The sequence below is a fragment of the Holdemania massiliensis genome (genome assembly GCF_022440805.1).
GTDB classification, from domain to species: domain Bacteria; phylum Bacillota_I; class Bacilli_A; order Erysipelotrichales; family Erysipelotrichaceae; genus Holdemania; species Holdemania massiliensis_A.
In genome coordinates this window covers 566,334-586,369 of sequence record NZ_JAKNTK010000001.1, presented here as the reverse complement: position 1 = coordinate 586,369, position 20,036 = coordinate 566,334, and the positions used below count along the sequence as shown (strand labels likewise).

Here is a 20,036-nt window from a genome sequence, read left to right as displayed (position 1 = left end):
TTTGGCTTTCAACCTTGCCTGAAATCATCGCTGGATATTCCAACATTGCTATAAAGAGTTATCCACATTTTTCCCTTTAAATCTTTTTCACGATGAAGAACCCCGGGCACTTCGTCTTGACTGCCTGTTCTGCAAATCAGCGGTATACTCAGTTTTCGGCACTTTCCCGCAATCCGGCAATCACCTCATCCACAGAATTTCCGACGCTCAGCCGCACCCAATCTAATTGAGGTCCCAACATCTTCGACAGGATATCCAGCTTCAGCCATTCACACGGTGAAGCTGCAAGTTCCAGCCAGACTGCCGGCTGACCTGTACTCCAATTCAGACCAGAAGCCATGCGCACGGTGAAGCCAGACTGTCTTAACTGTTCACAGAGTTGTTCCCTTATTTGCATTGCAGCTTCAGAACTGATTTTAAATTGCGAAAGCATTTCGGCATGAGGGAAGCTGGCAAGCTGTTCAAACACTGCCGCTGATAAAGCAGCGAATGACGTTGATGGATGAGCTTGGGCCTGAAGGTGAACAAGACAGCGAACTTTGAATTCATTCTGCCATGATTTCAAAAGGAACTGCCCTGAGCCCTCCAAAGCCTTCGGCATTTTCTTGAAATGCAGATAAACCTGCCGATCCTGCGGAATGGCCAGCGGTTCGGTAATTTTAAGCTTCAAAGCCGACGGCATCGGTAATTCGCGGATCGATTCCGCAATCCGAAACGTTACAAGATTTCCCCAATATCCGATCAAACCGGACTGAACATCCACCGCCAGCCAGCCTGTCGAATCCAAGTAAACTTCATTCCATACATGCAGCCGATCCGGAGCGCTGATTCCCTGAACATAACGAACAGGAATACCCTGAATCCGGCAAAGCGCCGCCATCCCCATCGCAAATTCCCGACATGTTCCCCGACCGCAGGACCAGGCCTCCTTTAAGGATAAACCAGAACCCCTGCCATGGCTGTACTCCAATGCCAATTTCGGATCATAAGTCATTCGCTGCTGGATTAAAGTGATCGCTGCCGCAAGCCATTCCACATCATCCTCAGTCTGCCGGCTTAACCATCGAGCCGCTTCTTCCAGCTCAATCAGACAGTCTTCATCTGACTTCTGCGGAAGAATCTGACGGTGCGCTGTGACTTTTTGCAGCTGTGGGATCAGGTCTTCTAAATTCGCTTTCCCAGCTTCAACTGTCCAACTTCTTTGCCGTGGATTCCCCGGCACTGAGTGAATTTCGATTATCCGTTGTTCGGCATGTAGGATATCCGGACACTCTTTTGGATCCAACTCAAAACAAACCGTCATGGACTTCTCCTTTCCAGCTTAGATAAAGCCGAGCTGACTAAAACAGAAAATCCACAGGAATATCGTAGGAATGCAGAACACCGTACTGAATAAAAGTCCCTGACTGGCTAGTTCGCTGTCGCTGCCCATTCCTTCGGCCATCGAATACGATGATACCGCATTGGGTGAAGCAAAGATGGCCAGAAGACTGACCAAAGCGACGCCGCGGATACCTAGGGCAACCGCTGTGCCTAAGGCTGCCAGTGGTGTCCAGACCAATCGGGCAGAAACCGATGCGATCAGTTCCTTCTTATTTTCAGCAACCTTTTCCGCCTGAAAGCCAGCTCCCAGAATGATCAAGGCCAAAGGCGTCGATACTTTGCCCATATCGCTGATGACAGAAGCCAGCGGTTTCCACAAATGAATTCCGGAGAATAAACAGAGCAATCCAAGCACGGAAGCAATGATCAGCGGATTGGTCACAATCCCTTCAGCTAATTTGGATAACCGCGCTTTTCCCCCGCGAAAGGTTTCCAGCACAATCACTGACAAAATATTAAACAAAGGGACAATTACAGCGATCAGCATCGACATCACACCCAGCTGAGCATCACCGTAAATTAACTGCACAATCGGCATGCCGAACAGCACCGCATTGCTTCGATAGGTGTTCATGATCATGACGCCCTGTTTCCGCGGGTCATGACTGATCCGCGGCATGATCAGCCATCCTGCCGCACAGGCGATCAGCACACCGCATGCAGCATAAATTAACAACTGCGGCTGAAGCACTGTTTTTAAGTCTGTCGTCAGGATATTATTGAACAATGTACATGGCAAAAACAATTTAAAGACCAACTGATTCATCTGTTTTAATGTCCGCTCATCACAAAGATGCAGCCGGCGCACACCCTGACCTACCAAAATTAAAAATAACAGCGGCATCACCACATTCAATGATAAAATAAGACTTTCCATTTCCAATCCCCACTCTCTACCTCAATATTGTAAAACGATGAACTTTATTGTCCAGCTGAAAAAGGATAAAAAAAGGAAATTCTTATCCAAAAACAGCTGTTTTTGCCTGTTTTTCGCCCCGCAACTTCAAGTTGCTGAAAAACGCAAACACAACTTGGTAGCTTTCCCTGTAAATTTCCCCTACAATAAAGACATCAAATAAAGGTTAGGTGAACAATGATGAATTTTGCTCAAAAACTCCAGAAAAAAAGAAAAGAAGCCGGTTTTTCCCAGGAACAGCTGGCCTTTGAACTAAACGTATCCCGCCAGGCTGTTTCAAAATGGGAAAGTGGCCAGGGTTATCCGGAAGTTGAAAAACTGATCCAGCTCAGTGAATTGCTGGGTGTTTCATTGGATGAATTAATGAAAGAGAGTGCTGAAGCTCCGCTTCCTGAACCTGTCGAAGAACGGATTCAGGAAACGTCATGGAATGACGATGCTTTTGATGATTTCCCCTCTCCAGGTCCGCAGCCAGAGGAATCGTTGATCGGACGTTTCGCTTACACCTCTGATCGGGAATCGGTAGAAAAGTATCTGCACCTCAATCAGATCTTTGCGCGAAAAATCAGCGGCGGCGTTGGCTTCATTCTCTGCGGAGTGATCCCGACGATTCTGTTCGACAATGATTTAGGCGCTGCTATCCTGATGTTTTTTGTCGCGATCGGCGTTGGTCTGCTGATCAAAGGCGGAATGGATTATCAGGATGTAGAAAAGATTGAGAAACAAGGCTTCCATCTCAGCGGCGAACTGATCTGTGATTTACAGGATGAATATGAACGGTTCCAGAAAGTCTTTACTACCCGCATTGTTATGGGTGTCGGCTTGATTATTTTAGGCCTCGGTCTGATGTTAATTCTCGACGGTCTGTTCGGCTATGAAGAATGGCATGTCATCACCCTATTTTTCTGCACAGCTGCCGGTGTCGGAAACTTCATCACTGCCGGCATAATCAACGGAGTTTATCACAAACTGCTGAAGATCAAGGATTAAATACCGGATCATGCAAGGTCAGTCTGATTATCCTTCTTTTTTCAAATTTTAAATGAAGCAGGAAAGACAGCTCTTAATCCCTATCCAGGAAGTTAACAAACAACCAAAAACAAGGACTCGGCCCAGGCTGAATCCTTGTTTTCTTTATTCACTTGAAACACCGGTCAACAAATCCTTCATTGAATTATCATAAAGGCAATATTGGCGGCGTCCGCGGCGTTTGGCTGCATATAGAGCTTGGTCGGCATGATGGAACAGCGTCAGATAATCAGATCCATCCTTAGGATAACACGCAATCCCCATGCTTACGGTAATATCATAGCCCTGATAACTGCCGTTTAATGACCGGAAGATCCGTTCGATCATCTGTTCCAGATGATCCTTATATTCCATGAAAATCAAGAATTCATCGCCGCCGATCCGGGCTGAGATATCCGACTGGCGGACGTTGGACTGAATCCGATGGGCGACGTTGGCCAGGACCTGATCACCAAACAGATGTCCGTATTCATCATTGGCACTCTTGAAAAAATCAATATCAAAAACCAACAGCGCATAGTTCTGGCTAGCATCCGCTTCATTGTTTAAAATCGTATCCATGGCCCGTTTGGCATAGGCCCGATTAAACAGTCCGGTTAACGAATCAATTTTAGCCATTTGTTTGAGCTGATCCAGTTCTACCTGTTCGTCATGCACATCAATAAACTTGCCGATCACGCCAGTCAGTTCCGAGGATTCTTCCATCACCCACAACGGCCGGGCGACCACCTTAAACCAGCGCGAAGTGCCCTTCACCTGCAGCGGATATGTTCCGCTGAGAATCGGATCCTCCGGCTGAGCAGTGCGGATTTTCGCTAAAAAATCTTCAAAGTCCACGCTGGCAAACAGCTGCTGAATCTGTGAGTTCTGCAGGGGGTGCATGATGACTTCATTGACACCCAGCTGAGCGGCGCCCCATTCCGAAATACTCAGCAAGTCGGAGTGATAGTTATATTCAAACTGAATTTCTTTGGACATCGAAGCAAAGAACTGATATTTTGTCCGCTCCTGTTCCAGCAGCGCCAGCGTGCGGTTGGAGGCATTGCCGCTCTGGATCAGATTCCGCGCCATGTCCTGCAGCTCAATCCGGGAAGCACCGGACAGCGAGCGAACCTTCAATTCCTTTTTCAGCGTTGGGCCTGCTTCTTTCAGACACTCCAAAAGCAGCGGATTAAACGTTCCGCATTCTCCGTTAAAAATCATCTGCATAGCTTCCTCATGCGTATAAGCTGCTTTGTATACCCGCACGCTGACTAAAGCGTCATAGACGTCCGCCAAAGAAACCACCTGAGCGGAAATCGGGATTTCCTCTCCTTTTAATCCATCCGGATAACCGCGGCCGTCATATCGCTCGTGATGCCACCGGCAGATATTCCGAGCGACCTGAACAAGCGGTTCAGTTTCAAAATAATGGATTTTTTCCAACATCTCCGCACCGATAGCACTGTGTGTTTTGATGATTTCATATTCTTCCGATGTTAATTTCCCCGGTTTGTTTAAAATTGCTTCCGGAATCGAAATCTTTCCAATATCATGCAGCGCCGAGGCATTGGAAATCATCGCGATCTGTTCCGGCGTCAGATTGTAGCGATCCGTCATCCGGCACAGCTGTTTTAAAAGCGTTTCTGTGATTACCCGGATATGCATAACATGCAGTCCGCTTTCACCATTACGAAATTCAACGATGTGACTTAAGATTTCAACCATCACAAGGTTGTTTTTTTCTTTCTCAAGCAGCTGCTCTGTAACCATGTTTTCCAGATATTTCTGTTTGGCATACAGCATAATCGTATTTTTTACACGACGCTTAACCGTTTTCTCGTCAAAAGGCCGGCTGATATATTCCGCCGCCCCCAGATCATACGCATGGTCAATATAGACCGATGAGGTTTCCGCAGAAATCATAATAACGGGAATATGATCAATATATCCCGATTTATTCATCGAGGCCAGCACCTCAAAACCATCCATCATTGGCATGACAATATCCAGCAGCACCAATGAAATTTCACTGTATTGCTGACTCAGCAGGGCAACGGCTTCCAATCCATTGGCTGCCTCTACCAGATCGTAATCCTGCGCCAGCATATCTGCCAGCAGCGATCGATTGATATCCGAATCATCAACGATCAATACTTTATCGCGGGCTTTCATAATTAATCATTCTTTTCCAGCAATTCGCGGATCCCCGCCATCAGTTCGGCATAAGCAGCGCTGGCCTGCTCAAACAGCGGACCAATCTGTTCGTCAGCCTGCTGCTTACGCAGCACTTCCGTCAATTCGCTGATCACTTTGGCCTGTGCGGTCAGACTTAAATTCAGCAGCACGCCTTTCAGCGTATGGGCAGCCCGAAATGCAGTTTCATAATCTTCATATTCCAACGCTGTCTTCAGCTGATTAAACGAATCATCCCGCACCAGCATGGCTAAAAATTTAACAACTCGCTCATCCGTTCGCATGCGCCGGATAATGTCTGCATAATCACCCTGAAGCTGAGCGTAACATTGTTCGACAGAGAGCATGGGGTTATTCCCTCCTTCTTTTTTTGAAACTTCGCAGGAAGCTTCCGCTACAAAGATTCCGAAGTCTGAAAATCGCCCCTTGACAGAACGAAGTTCAACCGTCAGATCACAGAAGTCCACCCTGAAATTTCGTTGATATCCCGATCCTTTTCAGTCAGAATCGATGGTTATAAAAACATAAATATTATACCATTGTTAAAGTGCTGAAAGCAACCAAGCGAACTTTAAGAAACGGTAAAAACAAAGAAAAAGCAGCATTATCGAAAACGCTGCTTTCTTGTGTTTCTAGTTTTATGCTTATTTCGTTGCCGGTGTCAGACCTTCAAAAGAATAGGTCGCTTCCAGAACGATTTCCGCATTGTCTGTCGTGTATGGAGCAAACTTGGAATCAGTGAACTGGCCCATGCCGCCGACATTGTAAATCTTGCTCATGTCATAGCCTAAGGAGTTCATCAGCTTCATCATCTGCGCAACACGTCCGCCGGACTGGCACATTAAGAAGATCGTCTTATCCTTCGGGAACATCGCTTCTAACAGCGCTGCGGATTCTTCATAAGTAGCAACTGGTTCTTCCAATGTTCCGCCATACAGCTGAGGCTTGCCTTCGGTTCCGGCAGCTTCATCAAAAATCAAGGCAAAGTAAGGAATGACTTCAAAGTTTCTCAGATGCTTCTTCGCATAGTCGTTGTAATCGCGCAGGTCGATATACAGAACGTCGTCGCGGCCCAGGTATTCAGTCAGGTTGTCTACGTTAACGCCAGAGCAGCCTGTAGCCCAGACTTCAGCTGTGCAGGCTTCATCAGCCGCATCTTTAGAAGGCTTGTAGGTCTTTGTCGTATCGCGTGGTTCCGGCAGCGGTGCAGGTGCAGCTGCGGTAGGCGTGCTGGCCTCCGGTGTAGCGCATGGCGGGCATTCCTGCGGTGCAGAAGAACAGCCGGCCAGAAGCAGAACAGACAGAGCGATCGCAAATAATTTTTTCATTGGATTTTTCCTCTTTTCCCTTTTTATTCAGCGCTGAAATATTCGTCAGTGCCGTGATATTCCATCAGTGCGTTCAGCATTCTGATGATGTTGTTGGATGAAACGGATGAACCGGTAAACGTATCCAGCGTCAGGCTTTCGCGTCCTTCACCAGCGGTGTAGTCCTCCGCCGCGATATCATCGACAGTGCTCAGCGTCTTAATGTAGGCATAGTCCTTATCGATGAAGAACGGAATGTACTCAGCCTTGAACATGTCATAAGTAGCGCCTGCCGGAGTCGGATTGCTGTCACCCCAGAAGCCGGCTGTATACTTATCACCGTTGTCGCGGTCAAATGACAGGAACCGAACCTGAGCGTCGTCCAGCTTTTTGCTTTCCGGCAATGTCAGTTCAACATAAGCTGTCATCCAGTAATTGACATCCGCCGAACGGCAGGTGCAGGACAAATACGTAATCTGATACTTCACATAGTTTCTGGCTTTGTACTTGAAATTGACAAAGGCATAGAAATCAGTTTCTTCGCGCGGACCGTTGATGTGGCTGATCGGTACAACAGCGACAACATTGGCCATCGAGCCCTCGCCCATATCTGCACTCGTGTTCAGATATTCGTTGATGCTGTCGAGTGTGATTTCACCGCTGGCTGTACATGGTGTCGATGCACCGCCGTCCGTTCCCTGTGTCGGTGCAGGCGTTCCGCCGTTGCTGCCGCAGGCTGTCAACGTCAGTACCAGCAGTGAGGACAGTAGAATTGCCCATACTTTTTTCATGAATTCCCTCCTTAGTATTCTTTACTCCCTGAAACTTATCAGAGCGTCCCTGCAGCGTTCCCAGCGCTGCACGCAGGCAAAAACAGAGCTGGATGATTCCCTGTCTTATCTGTTTCAAACTTTGCTGTGCGTAAAACACTCTAATATGTTATCATTATAACAAGCTTGCCTGTGAAAAACAACCGGCGACGTTATTTACATTTTTCATAACTAACCCAACAAGGAGTCTAATTGGATGAACAATTTTCTGAAAGCGTTTTCTTTAATTTTAATAATCCTTTGCTTAAGCCTGATTTCCGGCTGTACGCACCAGGAGAGCTATGAAACTGATCAAGAAAAAACTTTCACAAATTATTTTGACGTTTTAACGGACAGCGAGGGAAATTTGGTTCTTCCGCTCAACACAACGGTTCAGCTGACGATGACCGATGAAAAGATACTGGATGAAGCGACTGTTCTGGCAGAAGCCGAGCTGTTCGAGTGGCATAAACTGGCTGACTCTCATCATCAGTACCTGGATGCTCAGGGCAATGAACTGCACAACGTGGCTTATATCAATCAGCATCCGAAAGAAACGATCCCGCTTGATCCCCGATTGTTTGCCATGCTCAGTACAGCGCTGGATTTATCACAGCAGAGTGAAGGTCTTTTCCACCCTCTGCTGGGATCATTAAGTTCACTGTGGGAATCGAAATTCGCTCCCTTTCCGACGGAAAACACCGATCCGGATCCAGCTGTGATCCGAAGTCTAGTCGGCTGTCTGCCTGCCGCTGCGGATCTGGATGCGGTGATTCAGCTGGATCATGAAAAACAAACCGTCCGTTTCGATCCTGGTGAATGCGAGGGTTCTCTGCAGATCAGTTTGGGGGCGATGGCCAAGGGCTACATTCTTGATCAGCTGGCCGATCTGCTGAAACAATTCGCCACTCCCTTTCTGCTTGATGCCGGAAGCAGCTCCTTGATCGCCTGGTCACCCTCGGCTTCACCCAAGGCCTGGAATATCGGCGCACGTGATCCTTCCGGCAGTTCAGCGATGCTGTATGCTTTTTCCCTGACTGCGGGAGCGGTTTCGACTTCCGCCGATGATCAGCATTATTTTCTGCTTTCGGAGGGTGATCAACAGCTTCGCCGTCATCACATTCTGAATCCGCATACCGGCTACAGTGAAAATTGGCTGCGCAGCGTGACGTTATGTGCTTCAGATCAAGCTGGAATTCTGGATGTTTTAAGCACAGTCCTTTATAATATAGAAGATCCGGCACAACGGCAGGCTATGATCCATCGCTTTGAAGAAATGGCTCAGCTGAAGATCGACTATGCCTGGTGCGAACCTGCGGAGTCCGGGCTGAAACTGACGCTCAGCGAAGGGATGGAACAGCGCCGTCTGACCTCAGCTGCCTGGCCGGATTCTTTAGAAGTTGAAATACAGCGAGGTGAATGAAATGAAAAAGAAATTATTGCTTATCGGACTTTGTGTCCTGATTTTAGGCGGGTGCAGCACTCAGCCTCAATCCACCCCTTTACCCGATCCTGTTTCAGCGCCGACGGCGCTGCCGGAGAAATCCGTTCCGCAAAGTGCGTTAATGAGCGATTCGCCGATCAGTCCGACCAATCTGGATGACTATCTGTTTTTAAAGGATGTGCTTTATTTTGATCTGCGCTCCCCGGCCCAGCTGGCTGAGGAAGGCTCTGTCGCAGGATTTGTCAACATCCCATTTTACGGCGTGCTGGTCGACTACGAGCGGAAGGATAATGTGCTGTACCGCATGACAAAGGTGCGGGATGAAAATGGGCAGGTGACCGCCCAGATGGGCGACGTCGGAAGCTTTTCTGCCAATTACCAGGAATCTGAGAGTCTGATCCGCGATCTGTTTCCGCAGGATCAGCCGATCGTCTTTATTTCCACAGCCGGCGTCGAGGCTGCCTATATCATCAGCCTTTTGATCCAGCTGGGGTATGACGGATCGAAGCTGTATAATGCCGGCACTTTCTCCAATGGAATGGGCAATATCATCGCTTATAAGGATTATCCGGATGCAAAATATCACGTTCCGGGAACCAATGTTTATACGGTATCCAGTCAATTTCTCTGGAATGAAACCCTGACCCCGACTGTGGATGAATAAGGCATCGCAATAGAAATTCGATATCGAAGAAAAGTCCCATGAAATTAGCCGGAATTGCTCCGCTGCGTTCATGGGATTTTTTCGTTATGCTAAAATGCAGACTGTTTATTTTACTTTGCTTTCGACATATTTCTGAATATGCTTAGCGTCCAGTCCATAATAGGCAAGCAGCTCCATCGGCTTTCCGCTTCTGCCAAAGGTGTCCTGCATTCCCATCCGCTCAAGCCGGCACGGCAGACCCGATTCCGCCAAGACCTCTGCGACAGCACTGCCCAGTCCGCCATAAATACTATGTTCTTCAACTGTAATCATCACTTTATGCGTGCGGGCAAGCTTCTCGATCAGTTCTCTGTCAATCGGCTTGATCGTCGGCATGTTGACGATCGTCGGCTTCAGTGTTTTCATCTGTGCTGCGGCCTTCAGCGTTTCCTGAACCATGAGTCCTGAACAGAGAATCGCTGCTTTTTCACCTTCCTGCAGAATCACGCCTTTTCCGCATTCAAAATGACATTCACCTGGGTAGACCTCATCCACACCCAGTCTTCCCAACCGCACATAACAAGGTCCTTCCATCGCATAAACCGCCTCAATGACCGCCTTCGTTTCTTTGGCATCGCACGGCTGAAACACCTTCATATTCGGCAGGGAACGCATCAGCGCCAGATCTTCAATCGCCTGGTGGGATGCGCCGTCTTCCCCAACGCTGATGCCGGCATGAGTAGCACAGATCTTTACATTCAGATTCGGATAACAGATGCTGTTGCGGATTTGTTCAAAAGCTCTTCCTGCCGCAAACACCGCAAAACTGGAAGCATAAACAATCTTGCCGCTCGCTGCCAGTCCTGCGGCAACCGACATCATGTTGCCTTCGGCAATTCCGAGATTAAAATGTCGGTCTGGGCAAACCTTTTTTGCTTCAATCGTCTTCGTCGACTTGGACAGATCCGCATCCAGAACGACAATGTCTTCTTTTTCCAGCATCAGCTCCGCCAAGGCTTTTCCATAAGCTTCCCGTGTCGCGGTTGTCATTCGCTTTCTCCTCCTAATTCTTTCATCGCCTGATCGTACTGCGCGCGATTCGGTGCAGCACCGTGCCAGCCGGCTTCGTTTTCCATAAACGAAACGCCCTTTCCCTTCACCGTATGCGCCACAATGACCGTCGATCGGCCTTTCACCTGTTTTGCCTCTTCAAAGGCAGACTGAATCTGCGGCAGCTGGTGGCCATCAATTTCTATCGTGTGGAAACCGAAAGCTTCAAATTTGGCGCGGAAAGGTTCCGGCCCGATGACCGTCTGTATATCTCCGTCAATTTGAAGATGGTTATAGTCGAGAATCACGCACAGCTGATCCAGCTGGTAATGCGCGGCAGCCATGCAGGCTTCCCATACCTGACCTTCCTCACATTCTCCATCACCGATCAAAACATAAACCCGATGAGGATTCTGATCCAGCTTGTTTGCTAAAGCCATTCCCACTGCACAGGAAATCCCCTGTCCTAATGAACCGGTGGACATATCGACACCGGATACATAGCGCATATTCGGATGACCCTGCAGCCTAGAATCAAGACTGCGGAAACCTGTCAGCTCGTTTTCTTCCAACAGACCTTTTTCTGCCAAAACGGCATAAAGCAGCGGCGAGGCATGGCCTTTGCTTAATACAAAACGATCGCGGTTCAGTGTATCGACATTTCGCTCATTTATATCCATGACCTGAAAATACAAAACTGTCAGAAGTTCAACAGCGCTCAGACTGCCGCCTGGATGTCCGCTCTGTGCGGCATAGACCTGCCGCAGAATATTCTGGCGAATATGCCGGGCATGTTTGATTAACTCTTCCATAGTTACTCCTTTATCCTGGAATTTAAAAACTTTCCGATTAAATAGGCGTTGACGCCGCCTGCCTGATGGGTCGGGGCAATTTCATCTGCCTGTTGTTTTACCAATTCATCACTGTGTTCCATTGCGACCCCAATCCCGCTTTGCCTGAACATGGAAAGATCATTGAAATTATCCCCGATACTCATCACTTCATGACGCTGTACATTCAGCTGCCGGGCAATCAGGCTTAACGCCTGGCCTTTGCTGGTTCCCTCTGCTGTTATCGTATACAGTGTATCCTCTGATCGGTTAAAGGCAATTTGAGGACAAAGCGCCGTTACCTTTTGAACTAGGTTTTCCATTTCAGGAAAGCCTGCGGAATCCAGCGTCAGCTTATAGAAATCAACATCGGTATAATCAGCTGCGGAACTAAGCCTGTGCATCACGAGTTGGCCGCGGAACAATTTGCGAATTTCCTGCAGCTTTTTTGAAGTGCCAAAGGAATACCCGCCGGACGAATCAAAAAAAGTAAACGGAATCTGCACTTCCACCAAAGTCTGAATAATCTGACCGGCATAGGCTTTTTTCACAGAATTACTTTTCAGCAGCTGATGGCGGCACCAGATATTCGCTCCGTTGTCCGTCGCGTAAGGAATATCAATCCCGAACTGATCAATATAAGACCCGACAATCGCCTCGTTGCGTCCGGTCGCCACGGTAAAAAGAATCCCTTGGCGGCGTAAGCCCGCAATCGTAGAGATGATCTTTCGGTCTAAGTGTTTGGCTTCATCCAAAAGCGTTCCATCAACATCGCAGACGATCAGCTTAATCATAAAATACGGTATCCAGCCTGCTTCTTAAGAAGACACAGGCTTCACGACAAACCTGCGGATAATCAGGAAACTGCGGCGTATACCAGAATTCACCGGTAAACATGCGGACGCCCAGTCGTTTAAGCTGCCACAGATTCTGAACATATTCAGTATGCCCCGTTCCAAAGGGAACCTCACGGTAAATTCCCGGCCGCGTTTCCTTAAGATGCACCGCCCAAATATGACCTTTGCCTTTCTCAAGATCCGCTTTGACCTCTGTCTGATAAAGCAGGGAAGCATTGGTCAGATTCCCCAGATCAGGATAAACTCCCAGATAGGGACTGTTGATCAGACGGACATATTCCATGGCTTTTTCCACTGTGTCCATAAATGGTGTTTCCATTGTTTCAAAGCCCAGAACCACACCCTTTCTGGCTGCCATCTGAACAGCTGTATTCAGATTTTGAACAAAGTTTCTGCGGGTCGTTTCCGTACTTGTCTGATAATAAACGTCATAACCGGCAAGCTGAATGATCCGAATGCCTAAGTCAACCGCCAGATCAATCGCTTTTTCCAGGATCTGCAGCGATTTCTGCTGCATCTGCGGTTCGGATGAGCCTAAAGGATAGCGGCGGTGTCCCGACAGACACATCGTTAAAAGCGGAACATCGTTTAAAATTGTCAGTTCTTTGAGCTTTCTTCGCTCCTCTTTATCCCAGTCCAATCGCTTCAGCTTTTCCTCGGTTTCATCAATACTGATTTCCAGCCAATCAAAACCAGCATTCCGGCATTGTTCCAGTTTGTCCTGCCAGGATAAATCCGCCGGCAGGCTTTTTTCATACATCCCTAACAAGTATTGCTTACTTTTGTCCATAATAGGCTCCTGCGCCATGCTTTCTTAGATAGTGTTTATCCAGCAAGTCCTGCTGCATCGCATGGACCTCATGATTGATCAGCTGCGTCTTGAAAGCCATTTCCGCCAGTTCTTCCAGAACTACCGCATTGTGAACTGCTTCAAAAGGTGTGCTTCCCCACGTAAAAGGGCCATGGCTCTGCACCAGAACGCCGGGGATCTGATCCGGGTCTAAATGATGGGTTCTAAAGGTTTCTGCAATGACCTTTCCCGTATTCAGTTCATACTCTGAAAGGATCTCAGCCTCATTCATCGGCCGGGTACAGGGAATCGCGCCGTAGAAATAATCACCGTGGGTCGTTCCTAAAGCCGGAATCGCTTTTCCAGCTTGGCACCAGGCGGTCGCATTCTGCGAATGGGTATGGACAACACCCCCAATGTTCGCAAAATTTTTATACAGTTCCAAATGCGTTTTTAAATCGCTGCTGGGTTTATAATGGCCTTCAACAAGATTGCCTTCCAGATCACAGACAACCATGTCTTCAACACCCATTGTTTCATATTCCACACCGCTAGGCTTAATGACGACTAAGCCTGCGCTTCGGTCAATCCCACTGACATTTCCCCACGTAAACGTAATCAGCTGATACTGCGGGAGAAGCAGATTTGCTTTCCATACTTCTTCTTTTAATTTTTCAAGCATCATTCTCTCCTATTCAACGACTTTGTAAACTGCCGCCTCATTTTTTGTGTGATTGGCTGACAAGATATAATCTCCGTCGGCACGATGAAGAACCGCGATGTTGGCCGGACCGGCCCCCGTTTCGACCGTTGTCACCTGATAAGTTCCTTCAGCAAACTGGACGACAAATAGTTCAGCCTGAACCCGCCGGACACCGCCGACAAAGCAAGGCTTCCCATTCAAATTTGTTCCGATCAAAGCATGGGCAAAATCAATTTCATGCGGATAGACATAATCGCAAACATACCGATGATCCCGCCATTTATAAATTTTCATCTGGTTGCCGTGGAATGGCTCAATCGTCATCATTTCTTCTATGCCGTCGCCGTCGATATCCGCAAATGCTGCCTCGCCGACCTGACCCTCGAAAATTCTTTCCACTTCCCACTCGCCGCTTTGATCCTGGGGTGGAATAACCCGTAAAATTCCCTGATCGCTGGTAAAATAGCCGCACAGCTGATTCCGATAAAGTCCCCGACAATAGCCATGATTGCGATAACAGCCGTCCACAAGCAGTTTTAATTCAATACCCTGCGATAAATCATCGGGAAGAACGCCGACATAAATCTGTCCCGGCTCACTCCAATCTTCTTTACTTTGTTTATTCCGGGCAATCGTCGCACAGATCAGATACTGAATTCCCCCCACCGAATAGATGTCAAAGCGATGCAGATAGGGCAGACTCAGAACATCCTGGATTTCCCAGCCGTGTTCCGTTTTTCTGCCATGGACAAGCTTAGCCCGACTCGGCGTCACTTTTAAATAGAATTCATTCACGGCTAAGAATTCACCGGACTTAAAAGGGAGGGGAATGATCGACATACACCCGCCCCGATCCTTCCAGACCACTTCTCTTTCACTGAAATCTTTTCCGGTATAGGAATAACACTCACTCTGCGGATTTTCACTGGCAAATAAAGCATAGGTCTGATTCTGAATGGTCAATGAACTCGCACAGTAACAACGAACAATATCATCCAAATGGATTTTTTCAAATTTCATTTTCATCCTCCTGACGCCGCTTTAGAAAGAAGAGCTATCGGTCAGGATAGCTCTCATTCATTCAATTTAAGATACATACCCCGCCGCTTTTAAAGCCGCGATAATTTCATCCTGCGAAAGTGGATTTTTTAACGGATAAACATTCACTCCGGCCGCTTTGGCAGAATCAAACATTTTGATAAAGGCTGGAGAAGTCAGCACCAGATCATAGTTTCTGGCTGAGGACTTTCCTTCCGCAATCGGACAGTGCTTGACGTTCGCTTCCACCCCGACGCTTTTGCAGGCTTTCTGGGCCGTAATTGCCATTAACTGACTGGTCCCGGAGCCGCTGGCACAACAGATCAGAATTTTAATCATAACGCAGCCGCCTCTTTCCGTTTCATATGCTCTTTATAAGCTTCATAATCACTGACGCACAGGAAGTAGCCTTCCGGATCCTTCTTGTACTGCAGCTGAGGAATCATCACCAATACGAGAATGACAATCGCTACGCCGATGTAAGACAGATATTTCATGATGAAGGTGAAGATCGGCCAAATGACCGCCCAGTCAAACATCGCCATGTAGCCGCCGAATTCGACCACACCGATACCATTGTAGGTAAAGGCCATCGCAGCAATCACTGAGCAGACAACCTGCAAGATGCCTGAGAAGAAAGTCGTGACCATCGCCGCTTTAGCGCCGGCTTTGGCATTGACATAAATCGCAATCGTCGCATTGTCAAAGAAAACAGGAACGAAGCCCGCAATCGCCAGGACCGGCGATTTAAAGAGAATCAAACCGATAATCGCCAAGAATTGGCCCAAAGCGCCGAACATAAAGCCAAAGGTTACGGCATTTTCTGAACCGAAGCCATAGCCGGCTGCACAATCGACGCCGACAATCGCGCCTGGGAGCAGCTTGCTTTGGATGCCCTGGAACGATGCGGTTAATTCGCCGACGAAGGTCCGGACGCCCAATTTCAGAATCGACAGATAAACCGCAAAGGCTAATGAGGTATCCAGGATATAGAACAGGAAGCTACTTCCTGCCCCCAGCATCCCTGCGCTGACCAGATAATCTTTGCCTAGAACAAGCAGAATAACCGCGAAGAACAACGTCATTAACAAAGCTGTGGAAACCATATCTTCATTAAAAATAGACAACCAGCCCGGCAGATCATAATCTTCAAGACGTTTGACTTTGCCGTCTTTTCCCTTAAAGAATTTATAGCCGATCGCAGACCAGATCGCAATTCCGAACATTTGTTGATGCGCAACGCAGAATCCCGCGCCATCCGTCAGATTTTGCGCTACCTCAACCGTAAGATTCGAGCCGACCGCCCAATACAGACCTAAGAGAATCGACATGATCAGCATTAATGGCCAGTCACCCAGCTGCGGGAAGCAGGTAAAGATGAACCAGAATGCGATCGTAGCCTGCTGTGTCTGAATGTGCCCCGTCGTAAAGACAGCTCTCATCTTTGTATATTTCTGGAATTTGACAAGCAGTAAGTTAAATACAAAGGCAAACAGCAGCAGAAGCATTGCCTGTGAGAAAGATTTACCAGCTGCTTCCAGGGCTGACTGGGCTGCAGCCTGTCCCATGTACGTATCCAAAACGATAGCGCTTAAATTAAACTTGTCCTGCAAGGCCGCAATGATCGGCTTGAAGGTGCTGCTTAATCCGCCGGAACCGACCGTCAGAATTTTATAGCCGACGACGGCTTTGATAAAACCTGCGCATGACTCATGAAACGGCTTTTTCATCAGCATGTACCCGATGATAACGAGCAAACCGATAAAATAGGCCGGCTGAGTTAAGAAATTGTTGACAAAATACGCCCAAATCAATTCAAGAAATCCCATGATGCCCTCCTTTTAATAATTATTGTTCGGAATATTTCCAGTGTACTTTCATCAAATCATCTGCATTTTGTGCTTTCAACAGGTCTTCTATCGCTCCATCCTTGAGCAGAAATTCAGCCAGAGCCACCATATTGCTCAAATGTTTCTCATTATCGGTCGCCGCCAAGGTGAAAAACAAGCGAGCATTCTTGGATGGATCCTCAGGATCAAAAACAACCGGCTTTTCCGTTTTCATGAAGCTGAGGCAGGTATCATGCACCCCTTCTCCCCCAAGGGTAGAATGCGGCATGGCGACTTCCGGAGCAATGATAATGTACGGTCCATATTCCTTCACATTTTCAATAATCGAACGAATATAACTGTCTTCTATAATCCCATCGGCCCGCAGAGGTTCAGCAGCTGCTTGAATGGCGTCTGTCCAGTCCGCAAATCCTTCGCAAAAAATGTAGTGATTTGAAACAACGATGTCCTTTAAAATTGTCAAGGCCTCCTCTCTAGCTTAAGCTATCTAAAGTTTAGCACGCGAAGAAACCGCTTTCAACGAATTATATGAACCATTAAATAGATTTATGATTTTTAAACATTTATTCCAAGGATATCTCTTGATTTTATTTCCATTTTATGATTATTTTATTCAATTAATGATTATTTATAAGTTTGTTTGTTATCTTCCAGATTGGCCATAATGCGTCCATCCCGCTGCTTCTTTCGCGATCTCCGCTTCGGAAAGCTCCGGTACCGGCCCCATAATCCGCGCCATACAATAGGTCTTCGCGGCTTCCTCAAGATAAACCGCTGAATACAGAGCTTCCTTTAAATCCTTTCCAAAGGTGATCACGCCATGATGCTTCATAATCACCGCGGCGGCTTCTTTGGCATATTCAACCGCCAGTTGTCCCATTCCGACATCCTGGGACGGCGTAAACGGTGCAACCTGAATCCGGGCATGCGCGGCGTCGATCAAAGTCACCATGCAGGCTGGCAGCGAATCATTGTTGAAACCAATCGCTGTCGCATACGGCTGATGCGTATGAATAATAGCGTTGATCGGAAGATGATCAAAGACATAGATCAACGCGGAAGAATCTGAGGATGGTTTAAGCCGGCCTTCGATCACGCGGCATTCATGATCAATCACAACGATATCCTCCGGCGTCATTTCCTCATACAGCATTCCGGAAGGCGTAACCAGATACCGTTCTTGATCCACACGCAGCGAAACATTGCCGCCTGTCAATGAAATCAGCCGGTATTCCTTCATTTTCAAGCAGGCATCCAGCATTTCCTGTTTTTCTTTCTCGTACATAATTTCCTCCTATAATTTTTCATATTCTTTTAGGCTTTGGAGCGGATCTGCGCTGTTCCAGACAGCACGGCCCATAACCACAGCGGTGACCCCCGCCTCTGATAAAGATCGGATGTTTTCCGCCTGAATTCCGCCGTCCGCCCAGATCTCAATGTTTTTCGGCAGAATCGCTCGGGCTTCTTGAATCTTCTCGATCATGGCCGGGCAGAAATTTTCTCCTGCTTCATCCGGTTCGGCAGTCATGATCAGGATATAGTCCAGACTGGGGAAAAAGGGTCTGAATTCCCGAACTTGCGTTTTAAAATTCACAGCGATGCCGGCCTTGGCTCCCATCTTTTTAATCCGATTGATTTCCCGCAGCGGATAGGCGGAAGCTTCCCCATGGAAGCAGATATGAGAAAAATGACAGCCGCTGAGAGTTTGTAAAAACAGATAAGGCTGATCCGTCAACAAATGCAGGTCGAATTCAAAATCGGTCTGCTGCACCAGCTGACGAACCGTCTTTTGGCCAAATGTGATATTGGGCAAAAAATGACCGTCTTCGATATCGACATGAACATGGGGATAACCCCTGATTTTTTCGAGCTCCCCGCTGATATTTAACGGGTTCGCGGATGCGATTGATGGATAGACCTTCATAATATCCCTCCTTTATGGATGTTTTCATTCTAGTAATTTTAAGGATATTTAGCTATATCACTCTTATATGATTTCCTAAAACGTTCAAATCGTTCATATAAAAGGCTATCCAGCATAAAATCGCCCATGTATAATGGAAACATAAATAAAGGAGGTCATAAAATGCCTAATGTCAAGGATGTAACCCGCGAAAGCTGGGTCCTCAGTACCTTCCCGGAATGGGGAACCTGGCTGAATGAAGAAATTGCTGAAACGGTCGTCGAAAAAGGAACTTTCGCGATGTGGTGGTTAGGATGTACCGGTTTATGGATTAAAACTGAAAATAACACCAATATCGCAATGGATTACTGGTGTGGTTCCGGAAAACGTTCGCATTATGACGATGCCGGCAACCGCAAGATGATGGATCCGGATCACCAGATGGCAAGAATGTCCGGCGCCCGTCAGCTGCAGCCTAATCTGCGCGCTGTGCCGGCGGTACTGGATCCCTTTGCGGTCAGCGAAATTGACGCGGTCTTTGCTTCTCATACGCACACCGATCATATCGATGTCAATTTGGCCGCGGCGGTCTTAAACAACGTGAAAAAGAAAACGGTGATCAATGATGTTGAACGCGATGTTCCGTTCATCGGTTCTAAATTTGCCACCGATTTATGGCGCAGCTGGGGTGTTCCAGAGGATCGCCTGATTACAGTTCGTCCTGGAGATGTGATTAAAATCAGAGATATCGAGGTCACTGCCGTCGAATCAGTGGACCGGACAATCCTGATTACTGCACCGCCGCATGGCGAGGTTAAGGGCATGGCCTGCGATGACATGGATGAGCGTGCAGTCAGTTATGTTGTCAAAACCCCAGGCGGTACGATTTACCACAGCGGCGACTCCCATTTCGGCAACATGTATGCCAAGCATGGCAATCAATTTGATATCGACGTTGCGTTTGGATCCTTTGGGGAAAATCCGCGCGGCATCACCGATAAAATGACGGCCAGCGATATTCTTAGGATGGGTGAAGACCTGAAGACGAAGGTCATGATTCCCTATCATCATGATTTGTGGACAAACTTTAAAGCGGATACCAATGAGATTCTCGTATTGTGGTACATGCGGAAAAACCGTCTGCAGTATCAATTCAAGCCATTTATTTGGGAAGTTGGCGGTAAGTTTGTTTATCCGGATGACAAAGATAAGATTTCATATAACTATCCAAGAGGGTTCGATGATATCTTTACTCACGATATAAATTTACCGTTCCCTAGTTTCCTTTAATCCTTTCAGGAACAGCTTT

The 20,036-nt window shown here is 47.5% G+C and carries 21 protein-coding genes; 4 read left to right on the top strand and 17 right to left on the bottom strand.

Features of this window, described 5'->3' with window-relative positions; all coding sequences use genetic code 11:
* Nucleotides 1-148: 148 nt before the first annotated feature.
* The gene (locus MCG46_RS02735; RefSeq protein ID WP_240277460.1) at nucleotides 149-1,303 is read right to left on the bottom strand and encodes a transglutaminase-like domain-containing protein; all 1,155 of its coding nucleotides are present in this window, start codon (nucleotides 1,301-1,303) and stop codon (nucleotides 149-151) included.
* An 18-nt stretch (nucleotides 1,304-1,321) separates the two neighbouring features.
* Nucleotides 1,322-2,260: an AEC family transporter gene (locus MCG46_RS02730; protein ID WP_240277458.1), complete on the bottom strand. Its 939-nt coding sequence runs from the start codon at nucleotides 2,258-2,260 to the stop codon at nucleotides 1,322-1,324.
* 219 nt (nucleotides 2,261-2,479) lie between these two features.
* On the opposite strand from MCG46_RS02730, the gene MCG46_RS02725 reads away from it, so the two are divergent.
* Nucleotides 2,480-3,289, top strand: a complete 810-nt coding sequence (locus MCG46_RS02725) for a helix-turn-helix domain-containing protein (RefSeq protein ID WP_240277456.1) — start codon at nucleotides 2,480-2,482, stop codon at nucleotides 3,287-3,289.
* A gap of 144 nt (nucleotides 3,290-3,433) precedes the next feature.
* On the opposite strand, the gene MCG46_RS02720 is transcribed toward MCG46_RS02725, so the two are convergent.
* The 4 genes from MCG46_RS02720 to MCG46_RS02705 all read right to left on the bottom strand — a co-directional run bounded on the left by MCG46_RS02720 (nucleotide 3,434) and on the right by MCG46_RS02705 (nucleotide 7,601).
* Nucleotides 3,434-5,482: a bifunctional diguanylate cyclase/phosphohydrolase gene (locus tag MCG46_RS02720; protein WP_240277454.1), complete on the bottom strand. Its 2,049-nt coding sequence runs from the start codon at nucleotides 5,480-5,482 to the stop codon at nucleotides 3,434-3,436.
* A gap of 2 nt (nucleotides 5,483-5,484) precedes the next feature.
* Entirely contained in the window at nucleotides 5,485-5,850 is a 366-nt protein-coding gene (locus MCG46_RS02715) for an Hpt domain-containing protein (protein ID WP_240277453.1), read from the bottom strand.
* Nucleotides 5,851-6,147: 297 nt separating this feature from the next.
* The gene (locus MCG46_RS02710) at nucleotides 6,148-6,831 is read right to left on the bottom strand and encodes a rhodanese-like domain-containing protein (RefSeq protein WP_240277442.1); all 684 of its coding nucleotides are present in this window, start codon (nucleotides 6,829-6,831) and stop codon (nucleotides 6,148-6,150) included.
* 23 nt (nucleotides 6,832-6,854) lie between these two features.
* Nucleotides 6,855-7,601: a hypothetical protein gene (locus tag MCG46_RS02705; protein ID WP_240277441.1), complete on the bottom strand. Its 747-nt coding sequence runs from the start codon at nucleotides 7,599-7,601 to the stop codon at nucleotides 6,855-6,857.
* 235 nt (nucleotides 7,602-7,836) lie between these two features.
* Here MCG46_RS02705 and MCG46_RS02700 point away from each other — a divergent pair, with 235 nt between their 5' ends.
* Together MCG46_RS02700 and MCG46_RS02695 are read left to right on the top strand one after the other, a co-directional pair.
* Nucleotides 7,837-9,042, top strand: a complete 1,206-nt coding sequence (locus MCG46_RS02700) for an FAD:protein FMN transferase (protein ID WP_240277439.1) — start codon at nucleotides 7,837-7,839, stop codon at nucleotides 9,040-9,042.
* Between the two features lies 1 nt (nucleotide 9,043).
* Nucleotides 9,044-9,727 carry a hypothetical protein gene (locus MCG46_RS02695; protein ID WP_240277437.1) on the top strand — a complete coding sequence of 228 codons (684 nt, stop codon included), beginning with the start codon at nucleotides 9,044-9,046 and terminating at the stop codon, nucleotides 9,725-9,727.
* A 105-nt stretch (nucleotides 9,728-9,832) separates the two neighbouring features.
* Here the strand turns inward: MCG46_RS02695 and MCG46_RS02690 are convergent, their stop codons facing one another.
* From MCG46_RS02690 to MCG46_RS02640, 11 genes are all read right to left on the bottom strand, one after another.
* A complete protein-coding gene (locus tag MCG46_RS02690; RefSeq protein ID WP_240277435.1) occupies nucleotides 9,833-10,756 on the bottom strand; it encodes a transketolase family protein in 924 nt (307 codons plus the stop codon).
* The gene (locus MCG46_RS02685; protein ID WP_240277433.1) at nucleotides 10,753-11,568 is read right to left on the bottom strand and encodes a transketolase; all 816 of its coding nucleotides are present in this window, start codon (nucleotides 11,566-11,568) and stop codon (nucleotides 10,753-10,755) included. Before MCG46_RS02685 ends, MCG46_RS02690 begins: the two co-directional genes overlap by 4 nt.
* Nucleotides 11,569-11,570: 2 nt before the next feature.
* Nucleotides 11,571-12,380, bottom strand: a complete 810-nt coding sequence (locus MCG46_RS02680; RefSeq protein ID WP_240277429.1) for an HAD family hydrolase — start codon at nucleotides 12,378-12,380, stop codon at nucleotides 11,571-11,573.
* Nucleotides 12,373-13,233, bottom strand: a complete 861-nt coding sequence (locus MCG46_RS02675) for an L-ribulose-5-phosphate 3-epimerase (protein WP_240277427.1) — start codon at nucleotides 13,231-13,233, stop codon at nucleotides 12,373-12,375. Before MCG46_RS02675 ends, MCG46_RS02680 begins: the two co-directional genes overlap by 8 nt.
* The gene (gene araD, locus MCG46_RS02670; RefSeq protein ID WP_240277426.1) at nucleotides 13,220-13,915 is read right to left on the bottom strand and encodes an L-ribulose-5-phosphate 4-epimerase; all 696 of its coding nucleotides are present in this window, start codon (nucleotides 13,913-13,915) and stop codon (nucleotides 13,220-13,222) included. The genes MCG46_RS02675 and araD overlap by 14 nt, the downstream gene beginning before the upstream one ends.
* Before the next feature lie 9 nt (nucleotides 13,916-13,924).
* Entirely contained in the window at nucleotides 13,925-14,956 is a 1,032-nt protein-coding gene (locus MCG46_RS02665) for a hypothetical protein (protein ID WP_240277424.1), read from the bottom strand.
* 66 nt (nucleotides 14,957-15,022) lie between these two features.
* Nucleotides 15,023-15,313 carry a PTS sugar transporter subunit IIB gene (locus MCG46_RS02660; protein ID WP_020225148.1) on the bottom strand — a complete coding sequence of 97 codons (291 nt, stop codon included), beginning with the start codon at nucleotides 15,311-15,313 and terminating at the stop codon, nucleotides 15,023-15,025.
* Nucleotides 15,310-16,803 carry a PTS ascorbate transporter subunit IIC gene (locus MCG46_RS02655; RefSeq protein ID WP_240277422.1) on the bottom strand — a complete coding sequence of 498 codons (1,494 nt, stop codon included), beginning with the start codon at nucleotides 16,801-16,803 and terminating at the stop codon, nucleotides 15,310-15,312. The genes MCG46_RS02660 and MCG46_RS02655 overlap by 4 nt, the downstream gene beginning before the upstream one ends.
* 19 nt (nucleotides 16,804-16,822) lie before the next feature.
* Nucleotides 16,823-17,287: a PTS sugar transporter subunit IIA gene (locus MCG46_RS02650; protein WP_020225150.1), complete on the bottom strand. Its 465-nt coding sequence runs from the start codon at nucleotides 17,285-17,287 to the stop codon at nucleotides 16,823-16,825.
* Between the two features lie 180 nt (nucleotides 17,288-17,467).
* Nucleotides 17,468-18,109: a class II aldolase/adducin family protein gene (locus MCG46_RS02645; RefSeq protein ID WP_020225151.1), complete on the bottom strand. Its 642-nt coding sequence runs from the start codon at nucleotides 18,107-18,109 to the stop codon at nucleotides 17,468-17,470.
* 9 nt (nucleotides 18,110-18,118) lie between these two features.
* A complete protein-coding gene (locus MCG46_RS02640) occupies nucleotides 18,119-18,748 on the bottom strand; it encodes a ribulose-phosphate 3-epimerase (RefSeq protein WP_240277420.1) in 630 nt (209 codons plus the stop codon).
* Between the two features lie 162 nt (nucleotides 18,749-18,910).
* Between MCG46_RS02640 and ulaG the strand changes: the two genes are divergently transcribed.
* The gene (gene ulaG / locus MCG46_RS02635; RefSeq protein ID WP_240277418.1) at nucleotides 18,911-20,017 is read left to right on the top strand and encodes an L-ascorbate 6-phosphate lactonase; all 1,107 of its coding nucleotides are present in this window, start codon (nucleotides 18,911-18,913) and stop codon (nucleotides 20,015-20,017) included.
* Nucleotides 20,018-20,036 lie beyond the last annotated feature (19 nt).

Excerpts from the sequence above, each read along its gene's own strand:
- MCG46_RS02735 (WP_240277460.1), bottom strand. The coding sequence starts at position 1,303 with ATGACGGTTTGTTTTGAGTTGGATCCAAAAGAGTGTCCGGATATCCTA.
- MCG46_RS02730 (WP_240277458.1), bottom strand. The coding sequence starts at position 2,260 with ATGGAAAGTCTTATTTTATCATTGAATGTGGTGATGCCGCTGTTATTT.
- MCG46_RS02725 (WP_240277456.1), top strand. The coding sequence starts at position 2,480 with ATGAATTTTGCTCAAAAACTCCAGAAAAAAAGAAAAGAAGCCGGTTTT.
- MCG46_RS02720 (WP_240277454.1), bottom strand. The coding sequence starts at position 5,482 with ATGAAAGCCCGCGATAAAGTATTGATCGTTGATGATTCGGATATCAAT.
- MCG46_RS02715 (WP_240277453.1), bottom strand. The coding sequence starts at position 5,850 with ATGCTCTCTGTCGAACAATGTTACGCTCAGCTTCAGGGTGATTATGCA.
- MCG46_RS02710 (WP_240277442.1), bottom strand. The coding sequence starts at position 6,831 with ATGAAAAAATTATTTGCGATCGCTCTGTCTGTTCTGCTTCTGGCCGGC.
- MCG46_RS02705 (WP_240277441.1), bottom strand. The coding sequence starts at position 7,601 with ATGAAAAAAGTATGGGCAATTCTACTGTCCTCACTGCTGGTACTGACG.
- MCG46_RS02700 (WP_240277439.1), top strand. The coding sequence starts at position 7,837 with ATGAACAATTTTCTGAAAGCGTTTTCTTTAATTTTAATAATCCTTTGC.
- MCG46_RS02695 (WP_240277437.1), top strand. The coding sequence starts at position 9,044 with ATGAAAAAGAAATTATTGCTTATCGGACTTTGTGTCCTGATTTTAGGC.
- MCG46_RS02690 (WP_240277435.1), bottom strand. The coding sequence starts at position 10,756 with ATGACAACCGCGACACGGGAAGCTTATGGAAAAGCCTTGGCGGAGCTG.
- MCG46_RS02685 (WP_240277433.1), bottom strand. The coding sequence starts at position 11,568 with ATGGAAGAGTTAATCAAACATGCCCGGCATATTCGCCAGAATATTCTG.
- MCG46_RS02680 (WP_240277429.1), bottom strand. The coding sequence starts at position 12,380 with ATGATTAAGCTGATCGTCTGCGATGTTGATGGAACGCTTTTGGATGAA.
- MCG46_RS02675 (WP_240277427.1), bottom strand. The coding sequence starts at position 13,233 with ATGGACAAAAGTAAGCAATACTTGTTAGGGATGTATGAAAAAAGCCTG.
- araD (WP_240277426.1), bottom strand. The coding sequence starts at position 13,915 with ATGCTTGAAAAATTAAAAGAAGAAGTATGGAAAGCAAATCTGCTTCTC.
- MCG46_RS02665 (WP_240277424.1), bottom strand. The coding sequence starts at position 14,956 with ATGAAATTTGAAAAAATCCATTTGGATGATATTGTTCGTTGTTACTGT.
- MCG46_RS02660 (WP_020225148.1), bottom strand. The coding sequence starts at position 15,313 with ATGATTAAAATTCTGATCTGTTGTGCCAGCGGCTCCGGGACCAGTCAG.
- MCG46_RS02655 (WP_240277422.1), bottom strand. The coding sequence starts at position 16,803 with ATGGGATTTCTTGAATTGATTTGGGCGTATTTTGTCAACAATTTCTTA.
- MCG46_RS02645 (WP_020225151.1), bottom strand. The coding sequence starts at position 18,109 with ATGTACGAGAAAGAAAAACAGGAAATGCTGGATGCCTGCTTGAAAATG.
- MCG46_RS02640 (WP_240277420.1), bottom strand. The coding sequence starts at position 18,748 with ATGAAGGTCTATCCATCAATCGCATCCGCGAACCCGTTAAATATCAGC.
- ulaG (WP_240277418.1), top strand. The coding sequence starts at position 18,911 with ATGCCTAATGTCAAGGATGTAACCCGCGAAAGCTGGGTCCTCAGTACC.